The following is a 23,997-nucleotide window of genomic DNA, read 5'->3' as shown; positions in this document are numbered from 1 at the left end:
CTCCCCCAGTTTCTGGCGGAGGGCTTTTTACCTGGCGAGGAATTTCCCGGTACGACGCCTCATTGCACGGGCACTCAATGCACTGTCGCCCCGGCCACCAGTTCCAGACCACCGTTGATGACAAACTGCACGCCCATGCCCACCAGCAGAAAACCCACGACCCTGGAAATCGCATCGATCCCCGATTCGCCGAGCACCTTCATGATCTGCCCCGAGCAGCGCAAGGCCATCCAGAAGATCAGCGCCGTCAGCAGGGTCACGGTGACCACCGCGCCGTGGATCACCCAGGGTATTTCACCGTAGGTCGATTGCAGGGTCGAGGCCGAACTGACAATCAAGGCAATGGTCCCGGGCCCGGCGGTGCCCGGCAGAGCCAGGGGCACGAAGGACAGGTCGCGGTAGTTGGGCAAGACCTTGTCCTGGTCCGACAGCAGGTCATGCTGCAGTGTGGTTTCATCAAGGTTGTTCTTGGGGAACAGCATGGTGAAGCCCAGGTAGGTCACGATCAGCCCACCGGCAATCCGCAACCCGGGAATGGAAATGCCGAACACCTTCATCACCAGGCTGCCACCGTAGAAACTCACCAGCATGATCAGTGCGACATACAGGCTGGCCTTGAAGATCTGCCGGTTGCGCTCTGCCACCGACAGGCTGGAACCCAGCCCCAGCAGCAGGGAAATGCTGGTCAGCGGGTTGGCCACCGGCAGCACGGCCACCAGGCCGATTGCCACGTTATGCAGGTACTCATTCATCAACCACACCCCAAGGCTCATGACGATCGAGCGCAGGTCGCCGTCGTCGTTCCAGTGTTTGCGCGTACCCCTGCCGCAAGGCAGTCAGGGCACGGCTGCGTTGCCGAATCCTAACTGAGACATTCTGTCGCATTGTTGCAAAAGCGGAGAAAGACTCTCACAAATCGTTAGCTAGCTAACGAAAAAGCCGATTGTTAGACTCACCGCCACGGCCTGACCACTGGCGCAAAGTATCAGGCTAGAGCCTTTCCTGCCGTACTGCGAGGAAACCGGTGCACACCGCTTCTGCCGGCCCGAAGGGGCGACAGACCACTCACAACGCTCCACTGATGGCACGAGGAACACCATGGAACCTGGCAGCTATCAATTGACCATGAGCGTGCTCATGACCCCGGACAAGGCCAACTTTTCCGGCAACGTGCATGGCGGCGCCCTGCTCAAGATGCTCGACGAAGTGGCCTTTGCCTGTGCCAAGCGCTATGCCGGGCGCTACGTGGTGACCCTCTCGGTGGACCAGGTGATGTTCCGCGAGCCGATCCGCATCGGCGAACTGGTGACCTTCCTCGCCTCGGTCAACTACACCGGACGCAGTTCCATGGAAGTCGGCCTCAAGGCGATGACCGAGAACATCCACGAACGCAGCGTGCGCCACACCAACAGCTGCTACTTCACCATGGTCGCGGTGGATGAAAACGGCGCGCCGGTGCCGGTGCGTCCACTGACTCCGGAAACCCCGCTGGAAAAGCGCCGGCACGCCAAGGCCCAGCAACGACGCCCTGCAGCGCCAGGAACTCCAAACCCGTTATGACGCCCTGAAAGCACTTCCGGCCTGACGCCAACATACGCGCAGCATCGGCGAAGACCGCCCTGTGATAAGGAAACCTGCATGAAACTGTCGTTATTGAGCCGTTACTCATGCTTCACCCTGTGCATTGTCTTGACCCTCGGCGGCCTGCTGCTAGCCTCGAGCTTCCCCGGCTGGTGGCCAGTGACCCTGGCGGCGGCGGTGCTCAGCCTGCTGGGCCTGTATGACCTGCGCCAGACCCGACATTCAGTACGGCGCAACTATCCGGTGATCGGCAATATTCGCTACCTAGTGGAACGGGTGCGCCCGGAACTGCGCCAATACCTGCTGGAAGCCGATGATGACCAACTGCCGTTTTCCCGTAACCAGCGTTCCCTGGTGTACGCCCGCGCCAAGAACCAGAGCGCGGAAAAAGCCTTTGGTACCCTACGTGACGTGTACCAGGTCGGTTCCGAATTTATCGGCCACTCGATGACCCCCGCCGAACCGCATGACCCGGTCGCATTCCGCATTACCGTCGGCGGCCCACAGTGCAGCCAGCCCTACAGCGCCTCAATCTTCAACATCTCGGCGATGAGCTTCGGCGCCCTCAGCGCCAATGCCATCCGCGCCTTGAACAAGGGCGCCAAGCTCGGCGGTTTCGCCCACGACACCGGCGAAGGCAGCATCAGCCCCTACCACCGCGAACACGCCGGCGACCTGATCTGGGAACTGGGCAGCGGCTACTTCGGCTGCCGTGACGAACTAGGGCGGTTTGATCCCGAGCGTTTCGCTACCCAGGCCAAGAGTCCGCAGGTGCGGATGATTGAAATCAAGCTCAGCCAGGGCGCCAAGCCCGGCCACGGCGGGATACTGCCCAAGCACAAAGTCACCGCTGAAATCGCCAGCACCCGAGGCGTGCGCATGGATCAGGACTGCGTGTCCCCGGCTCGCCACAGCGAGTTCTCCACGCCGATTGAACTGCTGCAGTTCATTGCCCGCCTTCGGACGCTGTCCGACGGCAAACCCGTAGGGTTCAAACTGTGCCTGGGCCAGCCCTGGGAGTTCATGGCCATCGCCAAGGCCATGTTGAAAACCGACATCCTCCCCGACTTCATCGTCGTCGACGGCAGCGAAGGCGGCACCGGCGCCGCGCCCCGCGAGTTCAGCGACAACATCGGCATGCCACTGCGCGAAGGCTTGCTGTTTATCCACAACACCTTGGTAGGCCTGAACCTGCGGGACAAGATCCGCCTCGGGGCCAGCGGCAAGATCATCAGCGCCTTCGACATTGCCGCCGTCTTGGCCTTGGGCGCCGATTGGGCCAACTCGGCGCGCGGCTTCATGTTTGCCGTCGGCTGCATCCAGTCGCAGTCCTGCCACACCAACAAATGCCCCACCGGCGTCGCCACCCAGGACCCACTGCGCCAACAGGCGCTGGTGGTACCGGACAAGGCGGCGCGAGTCTACAACTTCCACCGCAACACCCTGATCGCCCTTTCGGAAATGATCGCCGCCGCCGGCCTGCAACACCCTTGGCAACTGAATGCCGAACACCTGGTACGGAGGGTGAGCGACACCCAAGTGCGCCTCTACTCGCAGACCCACGTCTTCCTTAAAACCGGCGAACTGTTGAATGGCCGCTGCTCCAGCGAGTTTTACCTGCGCATGTGGGCCACCGCCCAGGCCGAGACGTTCGAAGCCTCGCGACCGGAGCAACAACGGCAGTTGCTGATTGAACCTGCGAAGATTGAAGTGGCGTGAGTTGGCGCGGTAGCCATTCCAGGCGGCGTTGCATTTAGCATCAGGCACCCCGGTCCGATTGGATCGGGGCGTTTTACTTATGCAGGGGGTGTGAGACCAAAACCTGCTCCCGGGCATCACGCAGCGGCACAACCGGATTGACCCGGAACAGCGGGTGCAGGGCTTCGCCGCAAGGCGCGAAGGTGACATGGCCGGGGGGCTTGATGGTCATTGCACACCTCCGGCGTGGGCCTGGGTGTAATGGGTGGCGGGGTGTTGATGGCCAGCGCCACTAAATAATCAGATACAAAAGGGCTAATCCAATACTCGCAGCCGACATTTCTTCAACATCGACCGAGCTACTATTGCGCGCCCTTTCGAATCGCTAGAGTCGCCGTTACGCATGCCCTTGACCACGCCCCCCACTGCCCTGCCTCCTGTTCTCGCCGGCCCGTTGCTGCGCCGCCTGGAGCCGACGCGGCTGGTGCTGTGGCTGGTGGGTTCCAGGGCGTTGGCGCTGACCCTGCGCCTGCAGCCCGCTGGCAGCACGACCCTGGACCTGGCCCTCGACCCGCAGCAATGCCAGGTCATTCCCGTCGGTCGCCATGCCTTTATCCATCTGATCGATGTGGCACTGGACGCCGCCCTGCCCCAGGACGTGACGATTGCCTATGACCTGTTGATAAACGACACCGAGGACGGCGCCCGATCCATTGCCGACTGGGCGCCACACCTGCTGTATGGCGATGCCAGGACCCCGGAGTTCGTGCTCCACAGCCGCATCGACAACTTGCTCCACGGCTCCTGCCGCAAGCCCCATCACCCGTCCGCTGACGGCTTGCTCTGCGTCGACCGCCTGCTGGCGCAACAACCCGAGCCTGCACAACGCCCGGCCTTGTTGATGATGAGCGGCGACCAGGTGTACGCCGACGATGTGGCCGGGCCCATGCTGCGGGCCGTCCACGCCCTGATCGAGCGCCTCGAGCTGTTCGATGAAGAGTTGGACGGTGCCGTGGTGGCCGACAGTCAGGGGCTGTACCGCCATGGCGCCAGCTACTACCAGCGGGCCGAATTGCTCCCGGCACTGAAGAGCAATGAAACCCTGCGCGAGCGGTTTTTCGGCGGGGTGAAAAAACCGATCTTCACCAGCAGCAACGCTGACAACCACCTGGTGACGTTCGCCGAGGTGCTGGCCATGTATCTGCTGGTCTGGTCGCCGCTGCCCTGGACCCTGATCACGCCGCAGCCGCCGCAACTGACGCCGGAACAGCAAACGCGCTACACCCGGGAACAGCAGCGCATCGACGAGTTTGTCCAGGGACTGAAGGGTGCCGCGCGGGTCTTTGCCCACCTGTCGTGCCTGATGATCTTCGACGACCACGACATCACCGACGACTGGAACCTCAGCGCCCAATGGGAAGAAACCGCCTACGGCCATCCCTTCTCCAAGCGCATCATCGGCAACGCCCTGCTGGCTTACATGCTGTGCCAGGGCTGGGGCAACAACCCGGATGCCTTCGCCCAACTGCTGGAGCAGACCCGCGCCTTGAGCACCACGGCACAAACTCCGGAACGCATGCTGGAATGCCAGGCCCAAAACGAACTGATCGACCAGTTGCTGGGTTTCCAGCAGTGGCAATACGTATTGCCCAGCACCCCGGCCCTGGTGGTGCTGGACACCCGCACCCGGCGCTGGCGCAGCGAGTCCAACCTGGGCCAGCCTTCCGGCCTGCTGGACTGGGAAGCCCTGAGCGAACTGCAACATGAACTGCTGGATCACCCCTCGGCGATCATCGTTTCACCGGCGCCGATCTTCGGCGTCAAGCTGATCGAAACGGTGCAGAAGGTCTTCAGCTGGTGCGGCTACCCGCTGCTGGTGGACGCGGAAAACTGGATGGCCCATCGCGGTTCCGCCCAGGTGATCCTGAACATCTTTCGCCACTCGCGAACCCCGGGCAGCTACGTGATTCTCTCGGGGGATGTGCATTATTCCTTCGTCTACGAAGTGCTGATCCGTCACCGCCAGGGCGGCCCGCGGATCTGGCAGATCACCAGCAGTGGCATCAAGAACGAATTCCCCGCCGCCCTGCTGGAATGGTTCGACCGCCTCAACCGTTGGCTCTACTCGCCGCGCTCGCCATTGAACTGGTTCACCAAGCGCCGGCGGATGAAGGTGATGCCCCATGTGCCCGAGCATGCCGAGGCCGGGGAGCGGCTGTGGAACTCGTCGGGGATCGGCCAGGTGTTTTTCAATGAGCAGGGGCAGCCCGTGGCGATCTATCAACACAACGCCAATGGCACGGCGCCGACACGGATGATTGCGCCGAGATAGAATCCGCTGTCGCCGGCCACCAGGAAGGACCCGCCCCAACATGCCTTCAAGCTCGATCACCCCGGTACAGCGAGACACCATCCGCTACCTGCTCTCGGACGCCTTTGTCGACAACGAGGTGGACTACGCCTACATCGCCCGGGAAACCCTGGCCTACGACCGGGCCGAGGTGGAGCGCATTCTCTACGAAGAGGTGGCCCCGGTGTGCTACATCAACCTGATGTCGGTGATCCCGGAGATCTGGATCGGCTTCGAGCGGGAGTCCTTGCTGGAGGAAATCGAGGACAGCCTGGCACTGCGGCGCAGCAGCCGCTGGCAGGCCTTTCGCGACCGCTTGTTCATCCGCTGGATCCGCTTTCGCGGCGCCTATATCTGGGAGGAAATCTGCAAGCACTATGGTCCGTAGGTTCTTGCCCTAGCGCGCATCGGCGCTGCAGTAATCGGTAGGCCGCAGCGCCACCCGCTCCGGCAGCATCTCGCCCTTGTCGTCGATCTTGCGCAGCATGGCGGTGCACATCTGATCCTGGAGAAACACCATCTGATAGGTGGCGCCGGCCTCGGGCACGAAGGTCACGCTTTGCTCGCAAACTGCGCGGTAGTCCTTATCCATCCCGGGCTCGGTGTTGTAGAACATGAAGGCGAACGGACGATTGGCCGGGATCTTCAGCTCGTTGGCGCCAAAGCCTTCCTGGCGGCGCATGCGGTCGGTAGCGGCCGTCATCGGAATGCCCAGGTTGCGGAAGTTGGGATTGGCAATGCCACGATGGGGGCGAACCATCAGCCCGGAGCTCGGTTTGCGCCAGTCGATGCAATCGCTGTAGGGCACGCCACGCACCAACCCCTGGGCAACGATGCGGATCAGCGCGGTGTCACCGGCATCGGCCGGCACCCGGTAGCTCACGGTGGTGGCTTTGAGGGTGGAGACAAAGGTACAGCCGCCGAGCACCAGAGACAGGCTCAGCAACAGGATCGAGCGAAGCCGCATGATTCATCCTTGAAGGACCGACAGCGAAGGCTGACGCAAAGGATGGCAATCTTACCTCGGAGCCAGGGAGCGTCGGCAGAATTTTCTGCGGGGCCTGTAGCCGCAGCCAAAGGCGGCGACTACAGGGTCAAGCCCTCAGTAACGGGCGTCCGCCGGACGGCCGCCGTTAGGCCAGTCCTTGACCTTGTCCGGGAAGTCCGGACGCGGTTGGTGGGAGAAGTATTCGGCCACGTCCAACGCCTCCTGATCCGAAAGACCGCCCTGGCCCAGGGGGAACTTCTCGTGGAAACCGATCGGCATGTTGCGTTTGACGAAGGCCGCCGCAGTGTAGGTCCGGGCCATGCCAGCACCGATGTTGAAGGATTGATCGCCCCACAGCGGCGGGAAGATCAGGCTGCCGTCGGCACGTTTCAGGCCCTCACCGTCAGCTCCGTGGCACACCGCGCATTGCTTGGCGTACACCTGCTTGCCATTGTCGGCATTGGGCTTGAGGGCCGGGTCGATCTTGCCCACACCGCGGCCGGCCACTTTGTCTTCTGGGCGGGTGTTCATTTTCATCCACTCGAAGTAAGCCACCATGGCTTGCATGTCGGCGCCGTTCACCGGCAGCGGCTTGCCGTGCATGGAGCGGCGGAAGCAGCCGTTGATGCGCTCTTCCAGGGTGATGGTCTTGCCCGCTCGCGGCGCGTAGCCGGGGAAGAACGCCGAGACGCCGACAAAGGGTGAACCGTCGGCCACGGTGCCGGCGTTGAGGTGGCAACTGGTGCAATTCAGCGAGTTGCCGACGTTGTCCGGCAGCAGGGCCTTGGTTTCCAGGTGCAGGCGCATGCCACGCACCACTTGCTCGGCATTCGGCGCCGCCAGCAGGTTGGCCAGGCGCGGGGTTTCGAACAGGGTGCTTTCCACTTGCGGGCTCAGTTGCGCCCGCATCTTCTTCACTTGCTCGGCGCTGATGGCGGAGCCGTTGTTGCCCCAGCTGCTGCGGACAAAACTGAGGATCTCGGCGATCTCGCCATCGGCCAACTGGGCAAAGCCGGGCATGGTGTAGACCCGTGGATGGGCCGCGGTCTGGGCGGTCTTCCAGCCAGTCAGGGTGATGTGCAGCAAGGAGGTCGGGTTGGCCGAAGCGACGCTGGGGTTGCCGGCCAGGGACGGGAACATCTGCGGCACACCAGCGCCGTCCTGACGGTGGCAGTCGGAACAGAATTGCGCGTAGCCCAGGCCACCACGGGAGGTGAACAGATTGTTCGGCGGGGCTGCTGGGGTCAGGGCCACCGATGGCATGGGCAAGTCGTCCTTGCCGGCCGGCAGGGACTTGAGGTACGCGGCGATGGCCGTCAGGTCGGCGTCGGTGAAGTGCTGGGTGCTGTGGTGGATCACGTCAGCCATGTTGCCGGACACCGTGGCAAAGCGGTTCTGCCCGGTCTTGAGCAGTTGCACCGTGTCCTCCACGGTCCACAGGTTGCGCAGGCTCAGGGCCCGCCACTCTTCCACCGTCTCGCCGGCCAGGTAGTGCTGGCCGCCGGATTCGCTGTCGCTCATGGCCTTCTCCTGGAAGGCGATGCCCCGCGGGGTATGGCAGGAACCGCAGTGGCCCAGGCCCTGGACCAGGTAGGCGCCGCGATTGAGCTGGTCGTCCTTGGCCGGGTCAGGCTTGAAGGGCTGCTTGTCGACGAACACCAGGTTCCAGAACCACAGGCCCCAGCGCTGGTTGAAGGGGAAACCCATGTCGGCTTCCAGGTTGCCCTGGGCTACGGGTTCCACCCCGTGCATCAGGTAGGCGTAGAGGGCGCGCATGTCCTCTTCGGTCATCTTGGCGTAGGACGGATAGGGCATGGCCGGGTACAAATGACTGCCGTCAGGGGTTACGCCTTCGCGCATGGCGCGGTCGAATGCTTCGAAGCTGTAGCTGCCGATGCCGGTGTCTTTATCCGGGGTGATGTTGCTGGAGTAGATGGTGCCCATGGGCGTCTTCAGCTCCAGGCCACCGGCCATGGTGGCCCCGCCCTTGGCGGTGTGGCAGGCAATGCAGTCGCCGAGCTGGGCCACGTACTGGCCACGCTGGATCAGTTCGGAATCTGGGGTGGAGGCCGCCGCTGCCGGGGTCGGCTCGCTGGCATGCAGTAGGGGTACGCAGAGCAACGCAGCGCCCAGAAGGCACAGGCGTGACAGAGAAAAAGCCATCAGGTTATTCCTTTAAAATCCGCCTGGGGTGGTCCCCTCGGCCGATATCCACAAAGGTTTTTATTGGTTATCCCGGCCTTCACGGTACAGGCCCGGGGCTCGATACCTTGTGGGTCCGAGCCTGATGCCCTTGTAGCGGATTTTTCTGAAAACCCTGTTGATATGGATCATGGCCCTATAGGCAATGTCCTGTATGGCCGACTCTGCGACACTTTTACCGGGTGGTTTCCACCCCTAGGCCGGCGGCCTGCCAATCGACGAAACCGTCGTCCAGGCGCCGCACCCTGAAACCCTTGGCGCGAAGCAAGGCCGCGGCATTGTGTGACAGCACGCAGTAGGGCCCGCGGCAGTAAGCCACCAACTCCTGGCCCGCGGGCAACTCGGCCAGACGCTGCTCCAACTCTTCCACCGGGATATTGATTGCCCCCGGCAAATGCCCAAGGGCGAACTCCTGCGGCGAGCGCACGTCCAGCAGGGTCATGCCACCCTCCTGCAGGCGTTGGCGCAGCTCTTCCCGGGAGATGCCCTCAAGGCGCCCCGGTTGCTGCTCGCTGTCGGCCAGCAGCTCACGGATCTGCCCGTGGTTGTAATCGACGTATTGGCGCAAGCCCCCCAGAAGTGCGGCCAACGGCCCCTGGCTGAGGCTGTAGAGCACCCGCTTGCCGTCGCGCCGGGTCTGCACGAAACCGCCCCGGCGCAGCTGTTGCAAATGTTGCGAGGTGTTGGCCACCGAGAGTCCCGAGGCTTCCACCAGGCGCTCCACCGGCTGCTCGCCACGAGCAATGTGCTCCAGCAGGATCAGGCGGTGGTGGTGGCCGAGAATACGTGCCAGCTCGGCCATGTCCGCCAGAGGCTGTTGAGGGGAAATCGAATCGGTCATTGACAGCTCCTGCTGCTTTATTGATCATTCAATCACTTAATTGAATGAAACATTATCACACCCATAGCCGAGGCTGAAGTGCAGCCATCCCTACCCAGGAGTCTTTATGCATGAGTTCATGGCGTTGATTTTACCGGCACTGCTGATCGGTGTCGGCGCTACCTTGGTCCTTGATTTGTGGACGCTGTTTCTGGCGCGAGTGTTGAACATTCCTGGCCCCAACTGGGCCATGGTCGGACGCTGGATCGGGCATTTTCCTCGTGGCCAGTTCTTGCACCAGAGCATTGCCCAAGCCGGCACGGTTCCGGGGGAACGGGCCGTGGGCTGGCTGGCCCATTACCTGATCGGCGTCCTGTTTGCCGCCCTGTTGCTGCTGGCCTGCGGCCTGCAATGGGCACAACAGCCAACCCTGGCACCGGCCCTGATCATCGGCGTATTGACGGTGGCTGCGCCGTTCCTGCTGATGCAACCGGGCATGGGCGCCGGGATCGCGGCGAGCAAGATGCCCAAACCGAATGTGGCCCGGCTGCGCAGCCTGATCGCGCATTCGGTGTTCGGGCTGGGGTTGTATGGCGCGGGGATGTTCTGGGCGTGGGTGTTGGGGCAGACTGCGTGACCTCAGCCCAGAGGCCGAGCATGCCCAGAGTGATCGATCGATGAAGCCACCTGTATGCGACCTGTGCCACAACGATTTTTCCTCGGAGATGTGCCATGCCGGAACTGGCGGCGGCATGGTGCAGTTCGCCGATTATCGCCCGCTGGGCCAAGGGTGCGCGGGACACCCTCATGGCTACGAGTGGTTCTGCGATGAACATCTGGCCAGTGCCCGGGCCCTGGCTTCACTGAGCTATAGCGATGCCAGGGCAGTGCTGACCCGGCAGTATGCTCCGCTTGCGGACTACCCGCCCCTCGCCTCCAGTGATCCAGCACTCTGGATCACCGAGGTGGGCCCCTGCCCCGCGAAGGTCTTTGCGCTGGTCAGGCAAACCATGGGCGTTAGCCCCAGTGTGGCCAGGGACTTGCTGGCGGGCGGCCCCTTCAAGGTGAGCCAGAGCTGGCCGCAACAGTTCAGGGTCTGGCAGGAGGCCCTGATTCAAGCCGGCGCTCAGGTTGAAGTACGCTATCCCTCGTCCAAGTCCGCCTGGGCCGAGCAAGCCGACGCAGATAACGACTGATCCTGCTCGCGCATCCAGTCTGCACTCGCAGGGGCTTTCACATACCCCCTGAACCCAGTTTGCTCCACACAAGCAATGATCCGTAGGTCTAGCCGTGTCCGCCGCCGAGGCTGGCGTCTACGCTAGGTTTTGATGGACTGGCCGGCGCCCTGGCGGTACCTGCGCTGGAAGATCCCGGGCACTTGTGCCGGTGAAAGGAATCAGAGCCATGTGTAACCTGATCATCGCCCGGCTTGTTTTCATGCCCCCTGCGGAAGCCCTTGCCCATGCTCGAACACCTCGACCTCAACGCGTTGATCGCCGCCTACGGCTACTGGGTGATCTTCATCGGCTGCCTGCTGGAAGGCGAAACCGTGTTGATTCTCGGCGGCATGGCGGCGCATCAGGGCAGCCTGCAGTGGCCGCAAGTGATCGGCTGGGCCACCCTGGGGGGCATCCTCGGCGATCAGTTGCTGTTCTGGACCGGGCGCTATGGCGGGGCGCGCCTGCTGCCCAAGCTCAAGCGCCATCAGGCGGCCATCGAACGGGTCCAGGGCCTAATCCGGCGTTACCCTTCGACTTCGGTGTTCGCCGTGCGCTTTCTCTACGGCATGCGCCTGGTGGGCCCGATGGTGATCGGCGCCAGTGGCCTGGCACCCTGGCGTTTCGCCCTGCTCAATGTGCTGGGGGCTGCGGTATGGGCCATCTTGTTCGTCAGCGCCGGTTACTGGGCCGGCGAAGCCTTGCAGCATTTTCTTGGCGACCTGAAACCCTATCGCCTGCCGATCTTCCTCGGGGTGATAGCGCTGGTGGTCCTTGCGGCACTGGTGCGGCATTTGCGTAATGGGCACAAGGCCCAGCAGCACTGAGACAACCGCTTCGGCACATCGGGAATTTTCATACTGACCCGGCGACTTTATTTCGTTTGTCCAGGGCCCCCGGCCCCGGCTTAGATAACGGCTTGTTTCCGGCACCCAGAGCCCGCATCCATGAGCCACGAGAACATCAGCCGTTCGATCTCCACCGTCCACCCGATCCGCCTCAGCCACGGACGCAACGCCGAGGTCTGGGACATCGATGGCAAGCGCTACATCGACTTTGTCGGCGGTATCGGCGTGCTCAACCTCGGGCACTGCCACCCACGCATAGTCTCAGCCATCCAGCAGCAGGCCACCCGGCTCACCCACTACGCCTTCAATGCCGCGCCTCACGGGCCCTACATCGAGTTCATGCAGCGCCTGGCGAACTTCATCCCGGTGAGTTACCCGGTCAGCGGCATGCTCACCAACAGCGGCGCCGAGGCCGCGGAAAACGCCCTGAAGATCGTGCGCGGAGCTACCGGGCGCAGCGCGGTGATCGCCTTTGACGGAGGCTTCCATGGGCGCACCCTGGCCACCCTCAACCTCAACGGCAAGGTGGCGCCCTACAAGCAGAAGGTCGGAGTACTACCCGGGCCGGTGTACCACCTGCCCTACCCCAGCGCCGACAACGGCGTCACCTGCGCCGAAGCGCTGAAGGCCATGCAGCGCCTGTTCAGTGTGGAAATCGATGTCGAGGAAGTGGCCTGCTTCATCCTCGAACCGGTACAGGGCGAAGGCGGCTTCCTGGCCCTGGATGCGACCTTCGCCCAGGCCTTGCGCCGCTTCTGCGACGAACATGGCATTTTGCTGATCGCCGATGAGATCCAGTCCGGCTTCGGCCGCACCGGGCAGCGTTTTGCCTTCTCGCGCCTGGGCATCGAGCCGGACCTGATCCTGCTGGGCAAGAGCATTGGCGGCGGGGTTCCACTGGGCGCCGTGGTGGGTCGCAAAGCATTGCTGGACGTGCTGCCCAAGGGCGGCCTGGGGGGCACCTACTCGGGCAACCCGATTGCCTGCGCGGCGGCGCTCGCGACCCTGGATGAAATGACCGACGAGCACCTGCAAGCCTGGGGCGAGCGCCAGGAGCGGGCGATCGTGCAACGCTATGAGCATTGGAAAAGCAGTGGGCTCTGCCCCTTCCTGGGCCGTCTGACGGGGGTGGGAGCCATGCGCGGCATCGAGTTGGTCAATGCCCGGGGCGAACCGGCGCCAGAGCAACTGAGCACGCTGCTAGGCAGCGCCCGGGATGCGGGCCTGCTGCTGATGCCCAGCGGCAAGTCGCGGCACATCATTCGCCTGCTGGCGCCCTTGACCACCGAGCCTGAAATCTTCGAGGAGGGCCTGGATATTCTCCAGGAATGCCTGGCGCGCCTGTGATTCCCGGCGCGCCGGCGCCGTGGCTAGAACAGATAGCCCATGTAGATCGCCGCGCCACCACCCGCCTGTACGCCCGCGTTCATCCCCGCCATCACCAACGCGCCCTTGGCCGAGCGCATCAACTGTTCGTTGACCCGGGACGAAGCGATGATCGAGGTCACCGGGCTGGAGTTGAGGGCCACCGCCATAGCAAGCAGCTTGGGGTCCAAGCCGAACAGCAAGGCCGTGGCCGAACCACCCACCACCAGCCCTGCACCCACTTCGGTGTACATGCAAGGGCCGGTGATGTCGTCCTCCGTCAGGTCGCTGCTGCGCAGAGCATCGCTAACAAACACCTTACCGGTGCTGGGAAAGGCCTCCGCCGCGCCTGCGCCTCCAACGCTCTTGCCCTTGACCTGGATATTGACCTTGCCGAAACGCGGCAGGCGCGCACCAAAACCGGCGCCCACCCCCAGGCCGCCGTAGCGATAGCTGACGTCCTTGCCCTGGGGTGAACGCAGGATGATCGAGCCGCCGCTACCCGCCACGAGGGCTACGGTCAGGCCGCCGCCGCTGGCGGTCTGGTACAGCCATTTACTTTCGTTGACCGGAATCGGAATGCTGAGGTTCATGGGGTCAAAGTCCTTTTGCTCGTTGTGTGGCTCGTCCGCGCTGGCTGATGACACCCACCAGGCCGGCCAGGGTAAATACCAGACCGATCAGGCCGAGCACACCCGGGGTGGCCCAGAGTGCTGCCGGGTCGTCGATGATTGCGCTGTTGGCCGGCCGCTCGGGCTGGTAATACACCCGCACCGGCTGGTCCTTCTGGTAGCCGAAGATAAAGCCACCCTGGGGGTAGGAAATCTTCTCACCGGTACTGCTGGTGAAGGCGATCTCGGGGTGCGAACCCCCGGCATTCAAATCGCTGACGATACCGTCGGCGGTCTGGGCGCTGGCGAGGAACTCGCGGCGATCAAGGGTGAGATTGATGGCGATGACCAACAGGCCGATGCCGATCAGGGCGAACAGCAGACCCTGGAGGATCTTGCCAAAGCGTGACGGGGTGGAGTTAGCCATGGGCTGTCTCGATATTCGTCCGTGAAAGAGGGAGGCCACGATAACAAGAAACCTGCCTCCAGAAAAACCACTGCCGCGGCGCAAGCGCATTCCGGCAACGGCGTTCAGGCGCCCTGGAAAGCGGTCTGAGCGCCTGTCGCCAGCGCTTGCAAACCGAATTTCCGACGGGCATTGCCCTGGAGGAATTTGTCCGCAAATACCGGCGGAAGTTCCAGGCCCCGGACCTGCTCCCGGCGTTTTTTTTCAACACACCAGGAGGAGTTGACCGGCGAGCAGCACGTTGCCCTGGCCACAAATCCGTGGCCAATGCCTGAACGCCGCGAACAGCCGTACGAGTTTCGAAGAGCTCCCTTGGCCGGTTGCGTTCAGGCTCCGAGGGCTGCCAGTTTCCGAGGCAGGCTTGTATCCTCCAGGTCGCCCACGGTCGAGCCGGCACGCCGCTGCGACAACGATGCCCACTGGGCCGAAGCACTCAACTACATGGGTCGGCCCCGAGCACAGTCGGGGCGAGATCTGCCCGTACTTGCCCATTGGAGAGTTCACCATGCTGATCCGCGACGCACACGCCGCTGAAAGCGAAGCACTGCGGCAGTTTCTCGGCGATAACGGCTGGGGCCATCGGGTGGGCAGCAGCGAATACTTCGCCCAGTTGCTGGCAAACTCCCAGCGCACGGCGGTCGCCCTTCTGCAGGGGCAGATCGTCGGCTTCGCCCGAGGCATCAGCGACGGTCTGTCCAACGGTTACCTGTCCATGGTGGTCGTTGCCGAGCAGCACCAGCGGCGCGGTATCGGCCGCGCCCTGGTGCATTGGGTGATGGGCGACAACCCCGAGATCACCTGGGTCCTGCGGGCCGGGCGCCCCGGGGCAGCGGAATTTTTCAGCTCGCTGGGCTTCGAACCCTCGATCATCACTCTGGAACGCACGCGCCATCGCGCATAATCACTCCCCTGCCTCCAGCTCATCCAAGGAAGACCCATGTCCGAACAGCACGACTCCAACGCCGACTGGCCCCCCGCCGGCTGCCCGCCCCTGGCCTGGCCGGACCTGCCTGACCAGGCTGCACGGCTGAGCTGGTACCTGGCGGTCATTGGTGCCTACGGCGCGCTATGGGAAGGGCACGTCAACGAACCGGAACTGACGCCTGTCAGCGAGGACGCCTTGCAGGCGCTGGAGCAACGCCTGGGCTGCCCGTTGCCTCGGTCGCTGCGCGACTACCATCGGCAATTGGGGGTGCTGTCCCTGGCGGAGGTGCTGTGTAGCGTCGGGCCTGGGCACACGCCGATCCAGCCGTTGCTGGAGGCCTATCCCGGTATCGTCGAGACCAGCGATGTCGACCTGGTACTGGCAGGCAAGCTGGTGGCCTTCGGCGACTATCTGGGCAACGGTAACCTGTTCTGCTTTCACCGCGAATCCGGCGCGGTCTACTACTTCGATCACGACACAGGCGCTGCGCTGACACGCTTTTTCGACTCCCCCGAGGAGTACCTGGATGCGCTGATGCTGCTCTGCCTGGCGGAGGTGTATGACGACGATGATGCTGCCGAAGCATTGATCAGCCAGCGCTACGGCGAGGATCTGGTACGCAAGTGGCGCTATTGATGAACCAGGATTCCAGCCTCTGCCGAAGCTAATGCCAGCACACGACCTGCGGTTCCTACCCTCGAACAAGGATGCTTCATGTTTCAGCGTGCCCTGATCTGCACACTCCTGGTACTGCTTGCCTTAACCGCCAGTGCCGCGCCAGCCAAAGTCGAACGCCGGTGCGGCTGGTTCGAGAATCCGACGCCAGCCAACGCCACCCTGACCGACCGCGATGGCGTCTGGGAGATCGCCAGCCAGGGCGGCTATCAGGCCGAGGGCGAGTGGCCCACTTTCAACGACCAGCAATGGGTGCGCACCAACAACCACTACGGCTACGGCTGCGCTTGTGTCAGCGCCAGTGCGGATCCCCGGACTCATCGCCTCGACCAATTGCACAAGGCCAAGGCCCGCCCGCTGTCTGCCTGTCGCAACGATCCCAGCCTGTACGAACCCTCGCGCGAGGAAGCCGGAGTTCCGGTATTGCCCATGGATTCACCACGCTTCAAGGGTCAGGGCTTCAGCCTGCAATACCCCAAAGGTTGGAAGCTTGGCCAGGCGCAGAACTGCCTCACCCTGGACCACCCGAAAAAACGCCTCCAGGAGGAGTACACCCTGTACCTGTGCCTGCAGCAGGGCAGCCTGGAACAGGCCGCCGAAGGTTTGTTTTTCTATCAGGAAAGCGGCGTGTGGATGCGCAGCGCCGGAAGGGATGAACCCAGCCCGGTGCAAGAGATTTCAGGCCCCGGCTGGAAAGGCCTGCTGGCCTATCAGACCTGCGGCATCAGCGATGAGGAAACCGGCTTTCATGCCGTTGGCGGTACCTGCCTGACGGCGGTGATCGATAGCGGCCAGCGTCAGGTGGTGGCCGACAGCGTAGGGTTCTTCCAGGATTTCGCCACCCTGGGGGCCATCCTGCAGTCGATCCGCTTCGACCCGGCGCCATAGAGCCCCCGCTAGGGCACGGCCCGATACAGGGTTTGCAGGTGGGACAAGCGCAAGCCGCAGTGCTCCAGGTTGCGCCGGCTTTGCGAGTTCACCAGGGCGGTGGCTGCCACGCTCCGGGCCCCCAAAGCAGCAGCCTGCTGCAAGCGATGGGCGATCAGGGCCCGGTGATAACCCAGGCCCCGCGCGGCCCGGGTGGTAAAGGCGGTGCCCAGGTACGCCACGCCGTTGTCGGCGATGAACAGCGCCGCGCCGGCCACCGCAACGCCCTGCTCCCGCAACAGGTACAAATGCCCGCGCCCATCGTTGAGCAAGCCACCAAAGGCCGCCTGGGTGGCCGGCCGAGCGGCCGCAGGGGTATTGAAGCCTTCGCGGTGCAGCGTGCAGAACACTTCCAGCGTCGAGGCGGTCACCGGCTCGATATCCAGCACTGAAGGCGGCGCCACAATCTCGCCCACAGGAGCGAACAGCTGCCCATGAGTCCAGCCCTTCAGGCGCTGCAACGGCAGCCCTTGCAGCTCCAGGGTGGGCACAACCTTGGCTGACTCGGCGATCAAGGCGATCGCCGGGGCGTAAGCCACGCAGCTCTGCAGCAGATCGACCAGGCGCCGGGCATCCTGCGCCCTGTCGCCATGTACCCGGTTCATCATCGGGCTGGGGTTGCCGCCGACGACGAAGGCACCACAACCCGGCTCACCATACAGGCAGGCCCGATAAGGGTTGCCCGGCAGGCTCGCCAGACCCTGGACCCGGGCCCGCAGGTATTGGGTTTCGGCATTTTCAAGCGCCAGCGCGCGGCTCAGGTGCATATCAGCGGTTACCCACCGGGGTTTCACTGACCCAGGGCACCCGCACCTGCTCGGCGATGCTCGTGGCCTGCTGCTGCAACACCTCCAGTTGGGTCCGACGGCCGAACAAGCCAGTGAAATGCAGCAGCAAGCGCCCGGCAAACCCCAGGCCATCGCCGCGTTTGCGCGGGATCAAGTGCAGGTGCGCATGGGGAATGTGCTGGTTGGTGGCGCGGCCGTCATTGACCAGCAGGTGGGTGCCTTCGACGCCGTAGCCGGCACGCCGTTGCGCCGCCAGCAGGCCATCGAAGACCTGGTACAGGTGCTGGCGGATGAAACCGGGCAATTGCTCGAGCTTCTCTACGTGCTGCTGGGGGATCAGCAGGAGGTGCCCTTCACCCAGCGGATGCACGTCCATGAAGGCCATGCAGTGCTCATCGCGGTACACCAGTGCGGCAGGCAAGGTGCCGGCGGCAATCTGGCAGAAAATGCAATTCATCCCTGAATCCTCAAGTGGCAAGGCGCGCCCGGTCGGGCGCCGCCAATGTAACCCACCTGCATCCTGTAAAGCGCGCTCCTTGTGCCCGGCTTGGGTTCAGTCCAGCGCCAGGTAGGCGCCGGCATCGACCTCGATCATCACCGGCTGCCGGGTGTCCTTGAGGGTGTGCAACAGGTCTTGCAGCTGCGCGGGGGAGTCGGCGCGGTGGTGCGCCACATGGAAGCTTCGGGCCATGGCCTGGAAGTCCGGGGTGAGGATGTCCACCCCCAGCGGCACGATATCCCGCGCCTGCATGTAGTCGCGGATCTCGCCGTAGCACTGGTTGTTCCACACCAGCAGGATCACGCCGATCTGTGCTTCCTTGGCCGCGATCAGCTCGCCGCTGGCGAACTGCAGGCCACCGTCCCCCACCAGGGCCACCACTGGCCGCTCGGGGCGCGCCAGCTTGGCGCCCATGGCCGCCGGCAAGCCGTAGCCCAGGGTGCCGTAACCACTGCCGGCGTTGAACCAGCTGGCCGGAGCCGGGGCCTGGTAGCCACAGGCGCCCTGGTACACCGGCTGGGTCGAGTCGCCCACCAGGATCGGTGCATCCAGATTGTCCCGCAGCAGGTCCAGCAGGCCCTGCAAGCCTTGCTGCTTGGGCGTCCAGCTGGCGCGCTCGGCCTGGTTCACCCGTTGCACGCTGTCCAGTGCCCAGCGCCCGCGGGAATTGGCAGGCGCCACCTTGCCCAGCAGTGCCTGCAAACCTTCCAGGGCATCCCCCACCAGGCCGACATGGGCCCGCTGCACGCCCATGACCTGCATTGGGTCGATGTCCAGGCGAATCAGCGAACCCTTGAAGCGCAGCGGCCCGAGGCCAAAGAAGTCGTAGTCGGTTTCCCCAAGCTCGGTGCCCACGGCGAGCACCACATCCGCTTCGTCGATCAATGCCCGGCCATGGGCCGAGGACTGCACGCCATCGAGCAACAGCGGGTGGCCGCAAGGCAGCAGGCCGCGGGCGTTGGTGGTCAGGGCCACCGGCGCCTGCAGGCGCTCGGCCAATTGCCGCAAGACCTCGGCGCAACCCCGGGCACCACCACCGGCCAGGATCAATGGGCGGTGGGCACTGTTGAGCAAGGCCAGCGCCGCCTCGATCGAAGCCCCGGCCGGCGCCGGCGCACCAGGCAGGCTGCGGGGCATCAGGTTGAGGTTATCGGCGGGCATCTCCAGCACGTCCAGGGGAATCTCGATGTGCACCGGCCGCGGCCGTGCGCACTTGAATACGGCAAAGGCCCGCGCCAGCAGTTCCGGCAACTCCGAAGGCGCTTGCAGGGTGTGGCTGAAGGCGCAGACTCCGGCCACCATTGCTCGCTGGTCCGGCAGTTCGTGCAGGTGGCCGTGGCCCAGGCGCAGGTGCTCGCGACGGTTGACGGTAGAGATCACCAGCATCGGCACCGAATCGGCATAGGCCTGGCCCATGGCCGTGAGGATATTGGTCATGCCAGGGCCAGTGATGATGAAGCACACCCCAGGCTTGCCGCTGGCCCGGGCGTAGCCGTCGGCCATGAATCCGGCCCCCTGTTCATGCCGTGGGCTGACGTGGCGCAAGCGGCTGCCGTGCAGGCCGCGATAGAGCTCGACGGTGTGCACGCCGGGAATCCCGAATACCGTGTCCACGCCATAACCTTCCAGCAAACGAACCAGGGACTGCGCACAGGTGGTCATCGACTACTTCCTCTTGTTCTTATGTGCGGGCGACACCCTGCGCCCGGCTGATGTCGAGGGACATTAGTCGCTGCACCCAAGGGGCAACAATCGAAAAAAATCGCGGCGATTGCTCAATAAAATTCACGCTTTGCCGTTGCGCCGGGGTTCCGGGTGCAAGCGGGTGATGCCCTGCAGCTGGGACTTGACCCACTCGCTGAACGCCAGCACCACCGGCCGCTCGGACTTGAGCAGGTCGGCCACCAGGTAGTAGCCGCGATTGGACTCGATCTCGGTGCCGAAGGGCTGCACCAGTTGGCCCCGGGCCAGGGCTTCGCCGCTGATCAGGTTGTCGCCCATGGCAATGCCCTGGCCAGCGATGCAGGCCGACTGCACGAAGTGCGCGTCGGCAAACACGATGCCCCGGCGCACGTCGACATTCGGCGCCCCGGCGGCCGCCAGCCAGACCCGCCAGTCGGAGTAGTCGATCATGTGCAGGAGCAAGGCGTGATCCAGGCCATCAAGGGTTTTCAGGCCACCCATGGCATTCACCAGGCTCGGGCTGCACACCGGGAAATAGCGCAGGGAGACGATCTTCTGCACGTGCTGGTTGGGCCAGTCGCCCATGCCATAGGCCACGAACAGATCGACGCTGCTGTCGCTGGTGTCCCCCGGCGTGCGGGGCGACACCAACTGCAGTTCAACCTGGGGATACAGCGCCTGGAATTCGGCGATATGGGTGCACAGCCAATAGGTGGCGAACCCCGGCGGGCTGCTGATGCACAGCCGGCCGCTGACCTGCTGGCCATCGGAGCGCTGGCCGGCCTCGAGGATATTGGCCAGCAGCAGGTGGATGTCTCGGGCATAGCGCTCCCCCTGGTAGGTGATGCGAATGCTGCGGCCCTGGCGCTCGGTCAGGGCAAAACCCAGGGTCTGCTCCAGGCTCTTGATCTGGTGGCTGATGGCGCTGGGCGTCAGGTTCAGCTCATTGGCGGCCTCGGCGACACTGCCCAGGCGGGCCACCGCGTCCAGAGCGCGCAACGCGGTCATGGAGGGATAACGCATACCGATCATGCCTCGACTACAAAAAAACGAGTGGCAGCACCATAGCTGCAATCGGCGTCCGGCAATAGCCTTGCTCGTCGCCGAAAAAAAAGCCCATTACTGAAAAAAATTACCGTGTCCCACTAAAAATGCTCGATTGACCCGCCGCCGTCGATGGCTAATTCTCAAGCCCTACCCTGTGCCGGGTACTGCCCGGCCATCGCACAATAACAAGAGGGTCGACCCTTGCAATCGCAGCCCAACTCCGTCAATCCCGTGGTGGCGATCGATGATCTGCACAAGAGCTACGCCGATCACCACGTGCTCAAGGGCATCGCCCTGCGCGCCAATGAAAGCGAAGTGGTGTCGTTGATCGGCTCCAGCGGCTCGGGCAAAAGCACCCTGCTGCGCTGCATCAACCTGCTGGAGATTCCCTGCAGCGGCAGCCTGCGCATCAATGGCGAAGAAGTGCGCATCAGGACCGACCGTGCCGGCAACCCGCAGGTCGCCGACCCGGCCCAGGTGGCGCGCCTGCGCACCCAGTTGAGCATGGTGTTCCAGAGCTTCAACCTGTGGCCCCACCGCACCGTCCTGGAAAACGTCATCGAAGCGCCGGTGTATGTCCTCGGTGAAGACCGCAAGGACGCCATCGCCCATGCCGAGCACCTGCTGGAAAAGGTCGGCCTGGCCAACAAGCGCGACGCTTTCCCTTCCTTTCTCTCCGGCGGCCAGCAGCAGCGGGTGGCCATCGCCCGGGCCCTGGCCATGCGCCCCCAGGTGCTGTTGATGGACGAACCGACCTCGGCCCTGGACCCGGAACTGGTGGGCGAAGTGCTCAAGGTCATCCAGGGCATCGCCGAGGAAGGCCGTACCATGATCCTGGTGACCCACGAAATGGCCTTTGCCCGGGACGTGTCGAGCAAGGTGATGTTCCTTCACCAGGGGCTGGTGGAAGAAGAAGGGCCACCCCAGCAAGTGTTCCTCAACCCGGTCAGCGAGCGCTGCCGGCAATTCGTCATGGCTCAGGAAAACCGCGTCTGACGTTTCGCTTCAATCCTTGAAAACAACAACTTCGATAAAGGGTAAAGCCATGAAAAACCTGCTCAAGGTGCTCGCCACCGGTTGCCTGTTCAGTGCACTGGCCAGCCACGCCGTGGCCGCCGACAAGATCGTCTTCGGCATCGCCCTGGAACCCTACCCGCCGTTCTCGATGAAAAGCGGCAACGGCGACTGGAGCGGCTTCGAACCGGAGCTGATCAAGGCTCTGTGCGACCGCATGCAGGCCCAGTGCCCACTCAAGGAAGTGGCCTGGGACGGCCTGATCCCGGCCCTGCAATCGAGCCAGATCGACGCCATCCTCAATTCCCTGAGCATCACCGACGAACGGGAAAAGGTCATCGACTTCTCTGCGCCCTACTACCAGACCCCGGCCATGTGGGTCGCCGACCAGAGCCTGGAGCTGGTCACCACCCCCGAAGGCCTCAAGGGCAAGCTGATCGGCGTGCAGGGTTCGACCTCCAACGCGACCTTCGCCAAGACCTACTACGGCAAGACCTCGACCCTGCGCTACTACACCACCCAGGACGACATGATCGCCGACCTGCAGAGTGGGCGCATCGACGTGATGCTGGCCGACGCCCTGACCATCGAGCCGATCCTCAAGACCGCGGCCGGTGCCGGCCTGGCGGACAAGGGCCTGGCGCCCAAGGACCCGCTGTTCGGTTCCGGCATCGGGGTCGGCCTGCGCAAGGGTGACAGCGCCCTGCAGCAGCGGATCAACACCGCCCTGGCCTCGCTCAAGGCCGATGGCACCTACGACAAGATCCGCAGCCGCTACTTCAGCGTCGACATTTCTGCCAACTAAGCCGTCCGGCCGGCCCGTTTGCGCGGGCCGCCGGCGTTGACTGGATACGTCATGATTTCTCTGTCCGACCTTTCCCAACTGTTCGTCGCCGACGGCTGGCTCGGCGCCCTGGCCCAGGGCGCGCTGGTGTCCCTGCAGATTTCCGCCGGGGCCTTTGTGCTCGGCCTGGGCATCGGCCTGCTGGTGGCGATGATCAAGCTCAAGGGCCCGCGCTGGCTGGTAAAGCTGGCCAACGCCTACACCACCCTGTACCGCGCCATGCCCGAGCTGCTGCTGATTCTGCTGCTCTACTACGCCGGCACCGACCTGCTGAACATGGCCATGGCCGCCATGGATCGGCCGAGCGTCACGGTCAACGGTTTCATCGCCGCGGTGCTGGTGTTGGGCATCGTCCAGGGCGCCTATTCGGCAGAGATCATTCGGGGCGCGATCCAGGCCATTCCCTACGGTCAGATCGAAGCGGCCCGCGCTTACGGCATCGAACGCTGGCTGCTGGTGCGGCGCATCCTGCTGCCGAGCATGCTGCCCTATGCCATGGCCGGGCTATCGAACCTGTGGCTGGTGCTGGTCAAGGACAGCGCACTGATCAGCATCGTCGGCTACAGCGAGCTGCTCTCGGTGGGCAAGCAGGCAGCCGGTTCCACCAAGCATTACCTGGTGTTCTACCTGGCGGTCGCAGCCTTCTACTTTGTCATCACCCTGGTGTCCGGCAGCGTGTTCCGCGTGCTCGAACGACGCACCAACCGCTGGCTGCCCCAGCACTAGGAGACTCGGATGGACTTTTCCTGGATCAACGGTTTTTCCAGCGAGCTGCTGCGCGGCCTGGGCATCACCCTCAAGCTCCTGCTGCTGAGCGGAATCTGCGGCTTTGCCCTGGCCGTCGTAGTGGGCCTGGGCCGGGTGTCGCGCAACCCTCTGGTTCGTGCGCCGATGCAGTTCTACATCAGTGTGTTTCGCGGCACGCCGCTGCTGGTGCAGATCTACATCCTCTATTACGGGGTCGGCAGCCTGTTCGCCGCCTACCCGCCGATCCGCGGCAGCTTTCTCTGGCCCTATCTGCGCGAAGGTTTCTGGTATGTGGCGTTGGCCCTGACCCTGAGTGTCGGCGCCTACGTCGGCGAAGTGCTGCGTGGCGGCCTGCGGGCCGTGCCCCGAGGCGAGCTGGAAGCCGCCCGCGCCTATGGCATGGGCCACTGGCTGACCCTGCGCCGGGTGTGGCTGCCCCGGGCCCTGGAACTGGTGCGCCCGACCCTGGTGGGGGAATGCGTGCTGCTGCTCAAGGCCACTGCACTGGCGTCCACCGTGGCGGTCACCGACCTGCTGGGCGCGGCCAACCTGGTACGGGCCCAGACCCTGAAAGTCTACGAGCCGCTGCTGGCCGTGGCACTGATCTACATCGTCCTGGCCTTTGTCATCGAACATCTGTGCGCACGCCTGGGCAGCCCCGAACGAAACCGGGCGCCCCAGCGTCAGGCCTGAACCCATTGA

25 protein-coding genes and 1 pseudogene are annotated in these 23,997 nt (G+C 63.9%); 15 read left to right on the top strand and 11 right to left on the bottom strand.

Translation table 11 applies throughout. The features are described 5' to 3' along the window. Positions 1-74 precede the first annotated feature (74 nt). On the bottom strand, positions 75-752 hold the full coding sequence (locus AC1RGE_RS17485; protein WP_492584730.1) for a MarC family NAAT transporter: 678 nt from the start codon (positions 750-752) through the stop codon (positions 75-77). A 346-nt stretch (positions 753-1,098) separates the two neighbouring features. Between AC1RGE_RS17485 and AC1RGE_RS17480 the strand changes: the two are divergent. Further along, a pseudogene (locus tag AC1RGE_RS17480) lies at positions 1,099-1,585 on the top strand (acyl-CoA thioesterase). Positions 1,586-1,638: 53 nt separating this feature from the next. Continuing rightward, positions 1,639-3,300, top strand: coding sequence for an FMN-binding glutamate synthase family protein (locus AC1RGE_RS17475; protein ID WP_492584728.1), 1,662 nt, complete (start codon positions 1,639-1,641; stop codon positions 3,298-3,300). A 73-nt stretch (positions 3,301-3,373) separates the two neighbouring features. Here the strand turns inward: AC1RGE_RS17475 and AC1RGE_RS17470 are convergent, their stop codons facing one another. Further along, positions 3,374-3,511 carry a DUF3077 domain-containing protein gene (locus AC1RGE_RS17470; RefSeq protein ID WP_492584726.1) on the bottom strand — a complete coding sequence of 46 codons (138 nt, stop codon included), beginning with the start codon at positions 3,509-3,511 and terminating at the stop codon, positions 3,374-3,376. Positions 3,512-3,682: 171 nt separating this feature from the next. Between AC1RGE_RS17470 and AC1RGE_RS17465 the strand changes: the two genes are divergently transcribed. Together AC1RGE_RS17465 and AC1RGE_RS17460 are read left to right on the top strand one after the other, a co-directional pair. Continuing rightward, positions 3,683-5,611 carry an alkaline phosphatase D family protein gene (locus AC1RGE_RS17465; RefSeq protein WP_492584724.1) on the top strand — a complete coding sequence of 643 codons (1,929 nt, stop codon included), beginning with the start codon at positions 3,683-3,685 and terminating at the stop codon, positions 5,609-5,611. A gap of 40 nt (positions 5,612-5,651) precedes the next feature. Then, complete coding sequence (locus AC1RGE_RS17460; protein ID WP_492584722.1) at positions 5,652-6,017, top strand: DUF7079 family protein; 366 nt, start codon at positions 5,652-5,654, stop codon at positions 6,015-6,017. A gap of 9 nt (positions 6,018-6,026) precedes the next feature. Here the strand turns inward: AC1RGE_RS17460 and AC1RGE_RS17455 are convergent, their stop codons facing one another. The 3 genes from AC1RGE_RS17455 to AC1RGE_RS17445 all read right to left on the bottom strand — a co-directional run bounded on the left by AC1RGE_RS17455 (position 6,027) and on the right by AC1RGE_RS17445 (position 9,660). Then, positions 6,027-6,596, bottom strand: coding sequence for a hypothetical protein (locus AC1RGE_RS17455; protein ID WP_492584720.1), 570 nt, complete (start codon positions 6,594-6,596; stop codon positions 6,027-6,029). Between the two features lie 135 nt (positions 6,597-6,731). After that, complete coding sequence (locus AC1RGE_RS17450; RefSeq protein WP_093408307.1) at positions 6,732-8,780, bottom strand: c-type cytochrome; 2,049 nt, start codon at positions 8,778-8,780, stop codon at positions 6,732-6,734. 214 nt (positions 8,781-8,994) lie between these two features. Further along, complete coding sequence (locus tag AC1RGE_RS17445) at positions 8,995-9,660, bottom strand: ArsR/SmtB family transcription factor (RefSeq protein ID WP_015636898.1); 666 nt, start codon at positions 9,658-9,660, stop codon at positions 8,995-8,997. Between the two features lie 106 nt (positions 9,661-9,766). On the opposite strand from AC1RGE_RS17445, the gene AC1RGE_RS17440 reads away from it, so the two are divergent. From AC1RGE_RS17440 to AC1RGE_RS17425, 4 genes are all read left to right on the top strand, one after another. Continuing rightward, positions 9,767-10,276 (top strand): DUF2938 domain-containing protein, encoded by a 510-nt coding sequence (locus AC1RGE_RS17440; RefSeq protein WP_492584718.1) that lies wholly within the window; start codon positions 9,767-9,769, stop codon positions 10,274-10,276. A gap of 40 nt (positions 10,277-10,316) precedes the next feature. Beyond that, entirely contained in the window at positions 10,317-10,835 is a 519-nt protein-coding gene (locus tag AC1RGE_RS17435; RefSeq protein WP_492584716.1) for a hypothetical protein, read from the top strand. Positions 10,836-11,101: 266 nt separating this feature from the next. Further along, positions 11,102-11,683 carry a DedA family protein gene (locus AC1RGE_RS17430; protein ID WP_492584714.1) on the top strand — a complete coding sequence of 194 codons (582 nt, stop codon included), beginning with the start codon at positions 11,102-11,104 and terminating at the stop codon, positions 11,681-11,683. A gap of 120 nt (positions 11,684-11,803) precedes the next feature. Beyond that, complete coding sequence (locus AC1RGE_RS17425) at positions 11,804-13,051, top strand: 2-aminoadipate transaminase (RefSeq protein ID WP_492584712.1); 1,248 nt, start codon at positions 11,804-11,806, stop codon at positions 13,049-13,051. A gap of 23 nt (positions 13,052-13,074) precedes the next feature. On the opposite strand, the gene AC1RGE_RS17420 is transcribed toward AC1RGE_RS17425, so the two are convergent. Together AC1RGE_RS17420 and AC1RGE_RS17415 are read right to left on the bottom strand one after the other, a co-directional pair. Next, positions 13,075-13,662 carry a hypothetical protein gene (locus AC1RGE_RS17420; RefSeq protein ID WP_011063260.1) on the bottom strand — a complete coding sequence of 196 codons (588 nt, stop codon included), beginning with the start codon at positions 13,660-13,662 and terminating at the stop codon, positions 13,075-13,077. 4 nt (positions 13,663-13,666) lie between these two features. Then, on the bottom strand, positions 13,667-14,107 hold the full coding sequence (locus tag AC1RGE_RS17415) for a DUF3592 domain-containing protein (RefSeq protein ID WP_026020098.1): 441 nt from the start codon (positions 14,105-14,107) through the stop codon (positions 13,667-13,669). Between the two features lie 544 nt (positions 14,108-14,651). Here AC1RGE_RS17415 and AC1RGE_RS17410 point away from each other — a divergent pair. The 3 genes from AC1RGE_RS17410 (at position 14,652) to AC1RGE_RS17400 (ending at position 16,634) form a co-directional block, all read left to right on the top strand. Then, entirely contained in the window at positions 14,652-15,047 is a 396-nt protein-coding gene (locus tag AC1RGE_RS17410) for a GNAT family N-acetyltransferase (protein WP_011063263.1), read from the top strand. A gap of 36 nt (positions 15,048-15,083) precedes the next feature. After that, positions 15,084-15,707, top strand: a complete 624-nt coding sequence (locus tag AC1RGE_RS17405; RefSeq protein WP_019094245.1) for an SMI1/KNR4 family protein — start codon at positions 15,084-15,086, stop codon at positions 15,705-15,707. A 78-nt stretch (positions 15,708-15,785) separates the two neighbouring features. Continuing rightward, a complete protein-coding gene (locus tag AC1RGE_RS17400) occupies positions 15,786-16,634 on the top strand; it encodes a DUF4087 domain-containing protein (RefSeq protein WP_492584710.1) in 849 nt (282 codons plus the stop codon). A gap of 8 nt (positions 16,635-16,642) precedes the next feature. On the opposite strand, the gene AC1RGE_RS17395 is transcribed toward AC1RGE_RS17400, so the two are convergent. From AC1RGE_RS17395 to AC1RGE_RS17380, 4 genes are all read right to left on the bottom strand, one after another. Then, positions 16,643-17,440, bottom strand: coding sequence for a GNAT family N-acetyltransferase (locus tag AC1RGE_RS17395; protein WP_258611141.1), 798 nt, complete (start codon positions 17,438-17,440; stop codon positions 16,643-16,645). Position 17,441: 1 nt separating this feature from the next. Further along, positions 17,442-17,918, bottom strand: a complete 477-nt coding sequence (locus AC1RGE_RS17390; RefSeq protein ID WP_011063267.1) for an HIT family protein — start codon at positions 17,916-17,918, stop codon at positions 17,442-17,444. A 96-nt stretch (positions 17,919-18,014) separates the two neighbouring features. Beyond that, positions 18,015-19,622: a 5-guanidino-2-oxopentanoate decarboxylase gene (locus tag AC1RGE_RS17385; protein WP_019094242.1), complete on the bottom strand. Its 1,608-nt coding sequence runs from the start codon at positions 19,620-19,622 to the stop codon at positions 18,015-18,017. 123 nt (positions 19,623-19,745) lie between these two features. After that, positions 19,746-20,666, bottom strand: coding sequence for a LysR substrate-binding domain-containing protein (locus AC1RGE_RS17380; RefSeq protein ID WP_015636908.1), 921 nt, complete (start codon positions 20,664-20,666; stop codon positions 19,746-19,748). Positions 20,667-20,891: 225 nt separating this feature from the next. Here AC1RGE_RS17380 and AC1RGE_RS17375 point away from each other — a divergent pair, with 225 nt between their 5' ends. Genes AC1RGE_RS17375 through AC1RGE_RS17360 form a run of 4 tightly spaced genes read left to right on the top strand, consistent with a single transcriptional unit; the run spans position 20,892 to position 23,988 of the window. Beyond that, positions 20,892-21,686 (top strand): ABC transporter ATP-binding protein, encoded by a 795-nt coding sequence (locus tag AC1RGE_RS17375; protein WP_492584708.1) that lies wholly within the window; start codon positions 20,892-20,894, stop codon positions 21,684-21,686. 49 nt (positions 21,687-21,735) lie between these two features. After that, positions 21,736-22,509, top strand: coding sequence for a transporter substrate-binding domain-containing protein (locus AC1RGE_RS17370; RefSeq protein WP_011063271.1), 774 nt, complete (start codon positions 21,736-21,738; stop codon positions 22,507-22,509). 51 nt (positions 22,510-22,560) lie between these two features. Then, entirely contained in the window at positions 22,561-23,274 is a 714-nt protein-coding gene (locus AC1RGE_RS17365) for an ABC transporter permease (protein WP_015636909.1), read from the top strand. A gap of 9 nt (positions 23,275-23,283) precedes the next feature. Further along, positions 23,284-23,988, top strand: a complete 705-nt coding sequence (locus AC1RGE_RS17360) for an ABC transporter permease (RefSeq protein WP_492584706.1) — start codon at positions 23,284-23,286, stop codon at positions 23,986-23,988. The last annotated feature ends 9 nt before the right edge of the window (positions 23,989-23,997 follow it).

The sequence above is a fragment of the Pseudomonas sp. GW823-FHT02C05 genome (genome assembly GCF_058797595.1).
This window is presented reverse-complemented; position numbering and strand designations above follow the sequence as displayed.

What these genes read in the sequence shown, in the direction of transcription:
- AC1RGE_RS17400 (WP_492584710.1), top strand. Translation starts at nt 15,786, where the DNA reads ATGTTTCAGCGTGCCCTGATCTGCACACTCCTGGTACTGCTTGCCTTA.
- AC1RGE_RS17445 (WP_015636898.1), bottom strand. Translation starts at nt 9,660, where the DNA reads ATGACCGATTCGATTTCCCCTCAACAGCCTCTGGCGGACATGGCCGAG.
- AC1RGE_RS17435 (WP_492584716.1), top strand. Translation starts at nt 10,317, where the DNA reads ATGAAGCCACCTGTATGCGACCTGTGCCACAACGATTTTTCCTCGGAG.
- AC1RGE_RS17395 (WP_258611141.1), bottom strand. Translation starts at nt 17,440, where the DNA reads ATGCACCTGAGCCGCGCGCTGGCGCTTGAAAATGCCGAAACCCAATAC.
- AC1RGE_RS17405 (WP_019094245.1), top strand. Translation starts at nt 15,084, where the DNA reads ATGTCCGAACAGCACGACTCCAACGCCGACTGGCCCCCCGCCGGCTGC.
- AC1RGE_RS17440 (WP_492584718.1), top strand. Translation starts at nt 9,767, where the DNA reads ATGCATGAGTTCATGGCGTTGATTTTACCGGCACTGCTGATCGGTGTC.
- AC1RGE_RS17390 (WP_011063267.1), bottom strand. Translation starts at nt 17,918, where the DNA reads ATGAATTGCATTTTCTGCCAGATTGCCGCCGGCACCTTGCCTGCCGCA.
- AC1RGE_RS17430 (WP_492584714.1), top strand. Translation starts at nt 11,102, where the DNA reads ATGCTCGAACACCTCGACCTCAACGCGTTGATCGCCGCCTACGGCTAC.
- AC1RGE_RS17385 (WP_019094242.1), bottom strand. Translation starts at nt 19,622, where the DNA reads ATGACCACCTGTGCGCAGTCCCTGGTTCGTTTGCTGGAAGGTTATGGC.
- AC1RGE_RS17360 (WP_492584706.1), top strand. Translation starts at nt 23,284, where the DNA reads ATGGACTTTTCCTGGATCAACGGTTTTTCCAGCGAGCTGCTGCGCGGC.
- AC1RGE_RS17370 (WP_011063271.1), top strand. Translation starts at nt 21,736, where the DNA reads ATGAAAAACCTGCTCAAGGTGCTCGCCACCGGTTGCCTGTTCAGTGCA.
- AC1RGE_RS17365 (WP_015636909.1), top strand. Translation starts at nt 22,561, where the DNA reads ATGATTTCTCTGTCCGACCTTTCCCAACTGTTCGTCGCCGACGGCTGG.
- AC1RGE_RS17460 (WP_492584722.1), top strand. Translation starts at nt 5,652, where the DNA reads ATGCCTTCAAGCTCGATCACCCCGGTACAGCGAGACACCATCCGCTAC.
- AC1RGE_RS17455 (WP_492584720.1), bottom strand. Translation starts at nt 6,596, where the DNA reads ATGCGGCTTCGCTCGATCCTGTTGCTGAGCCTGTCTCTGGTGCTCGGC.
- AC1RGE_RS17425 (WP_492584712.1), top strand. Translation starts at nt 11,804, where the DNA reads ATGAGCCACGAGAACATCAGCCGTTCGATCTCCACCGTCCACCCGATC.
- AC1RGE_RS17450 (WP_093408307.1), bottom strand. Translation starts at nt 8,780, where the DNA reads ATGGCTTTTTCTCTGTCACGCCTGTGCCTTCTGGGCGCTGCGTTGCTC.
- AC1RGE_RS17415 (WP_026020098.1), bottom strand. Translation starts at nt 14,107, where the DNA reads ATGGCTAACTCCACCCCGTCACGCTTTGGCAAGATCCTCCAGGGTCTG.
- AC1RGE_RS17465 (WP_492584724.1), top strand. Translation starts at nt 3,683, where the DNA reads ATGCCCTTGACCACGCCCCCCACTGCCCTGCCTCCTGTTCTCGCCGGC.
- AC1RGE_RS17380 (WP_015636908.1), bottom strand. Translation starts at nt 20,666, where the DNA reads ATGCGTTATCCCTCCATGACCGCGTTGCGCGCTCTGGACGCGGTGGCC.
- AC1RGE_RS17420 (WP_011063260.1), bottom strand. Translation starts at nt 13,662, where the DNA reads ATGAACCTCAGCATTCCGATTCCGGTCAACGAAAGTAAATGGCTGTAC.
- AC1RGE_RS17485 (WP_492584730.1), bottom strand. Translation starts at nt 752, where the DNA reads ATGAATGAGTACCTGCATAACGTGGCAATCGGCCTGGTGGCCGTGCTG.
- AC1RGE_RS17475 (WP_492584728.1), top strand. Translation starts at nt 1,639, where the DNA reads ATGAAACTGTCGTTATTGAGCCGTTACTCATGCTTCACCCTGTGCATT.
- AC1RGE_RS17470 (WP_492584726.1), bottom strand. Translation starts at nt 3,511, where the DNA reads ATGACCATCAAGCCCCCCGGCCATGTCACCTTCGCGCCTTGCGGCGAA.
- AC1RGE_RS17410 (WP_011063263.1), top strand. Translation starts at nt 14,652, where the DNA reads ATGCTGATCCGCGACGCACACGCCGCTGAAAGCGAAGCACTGCGGCAG.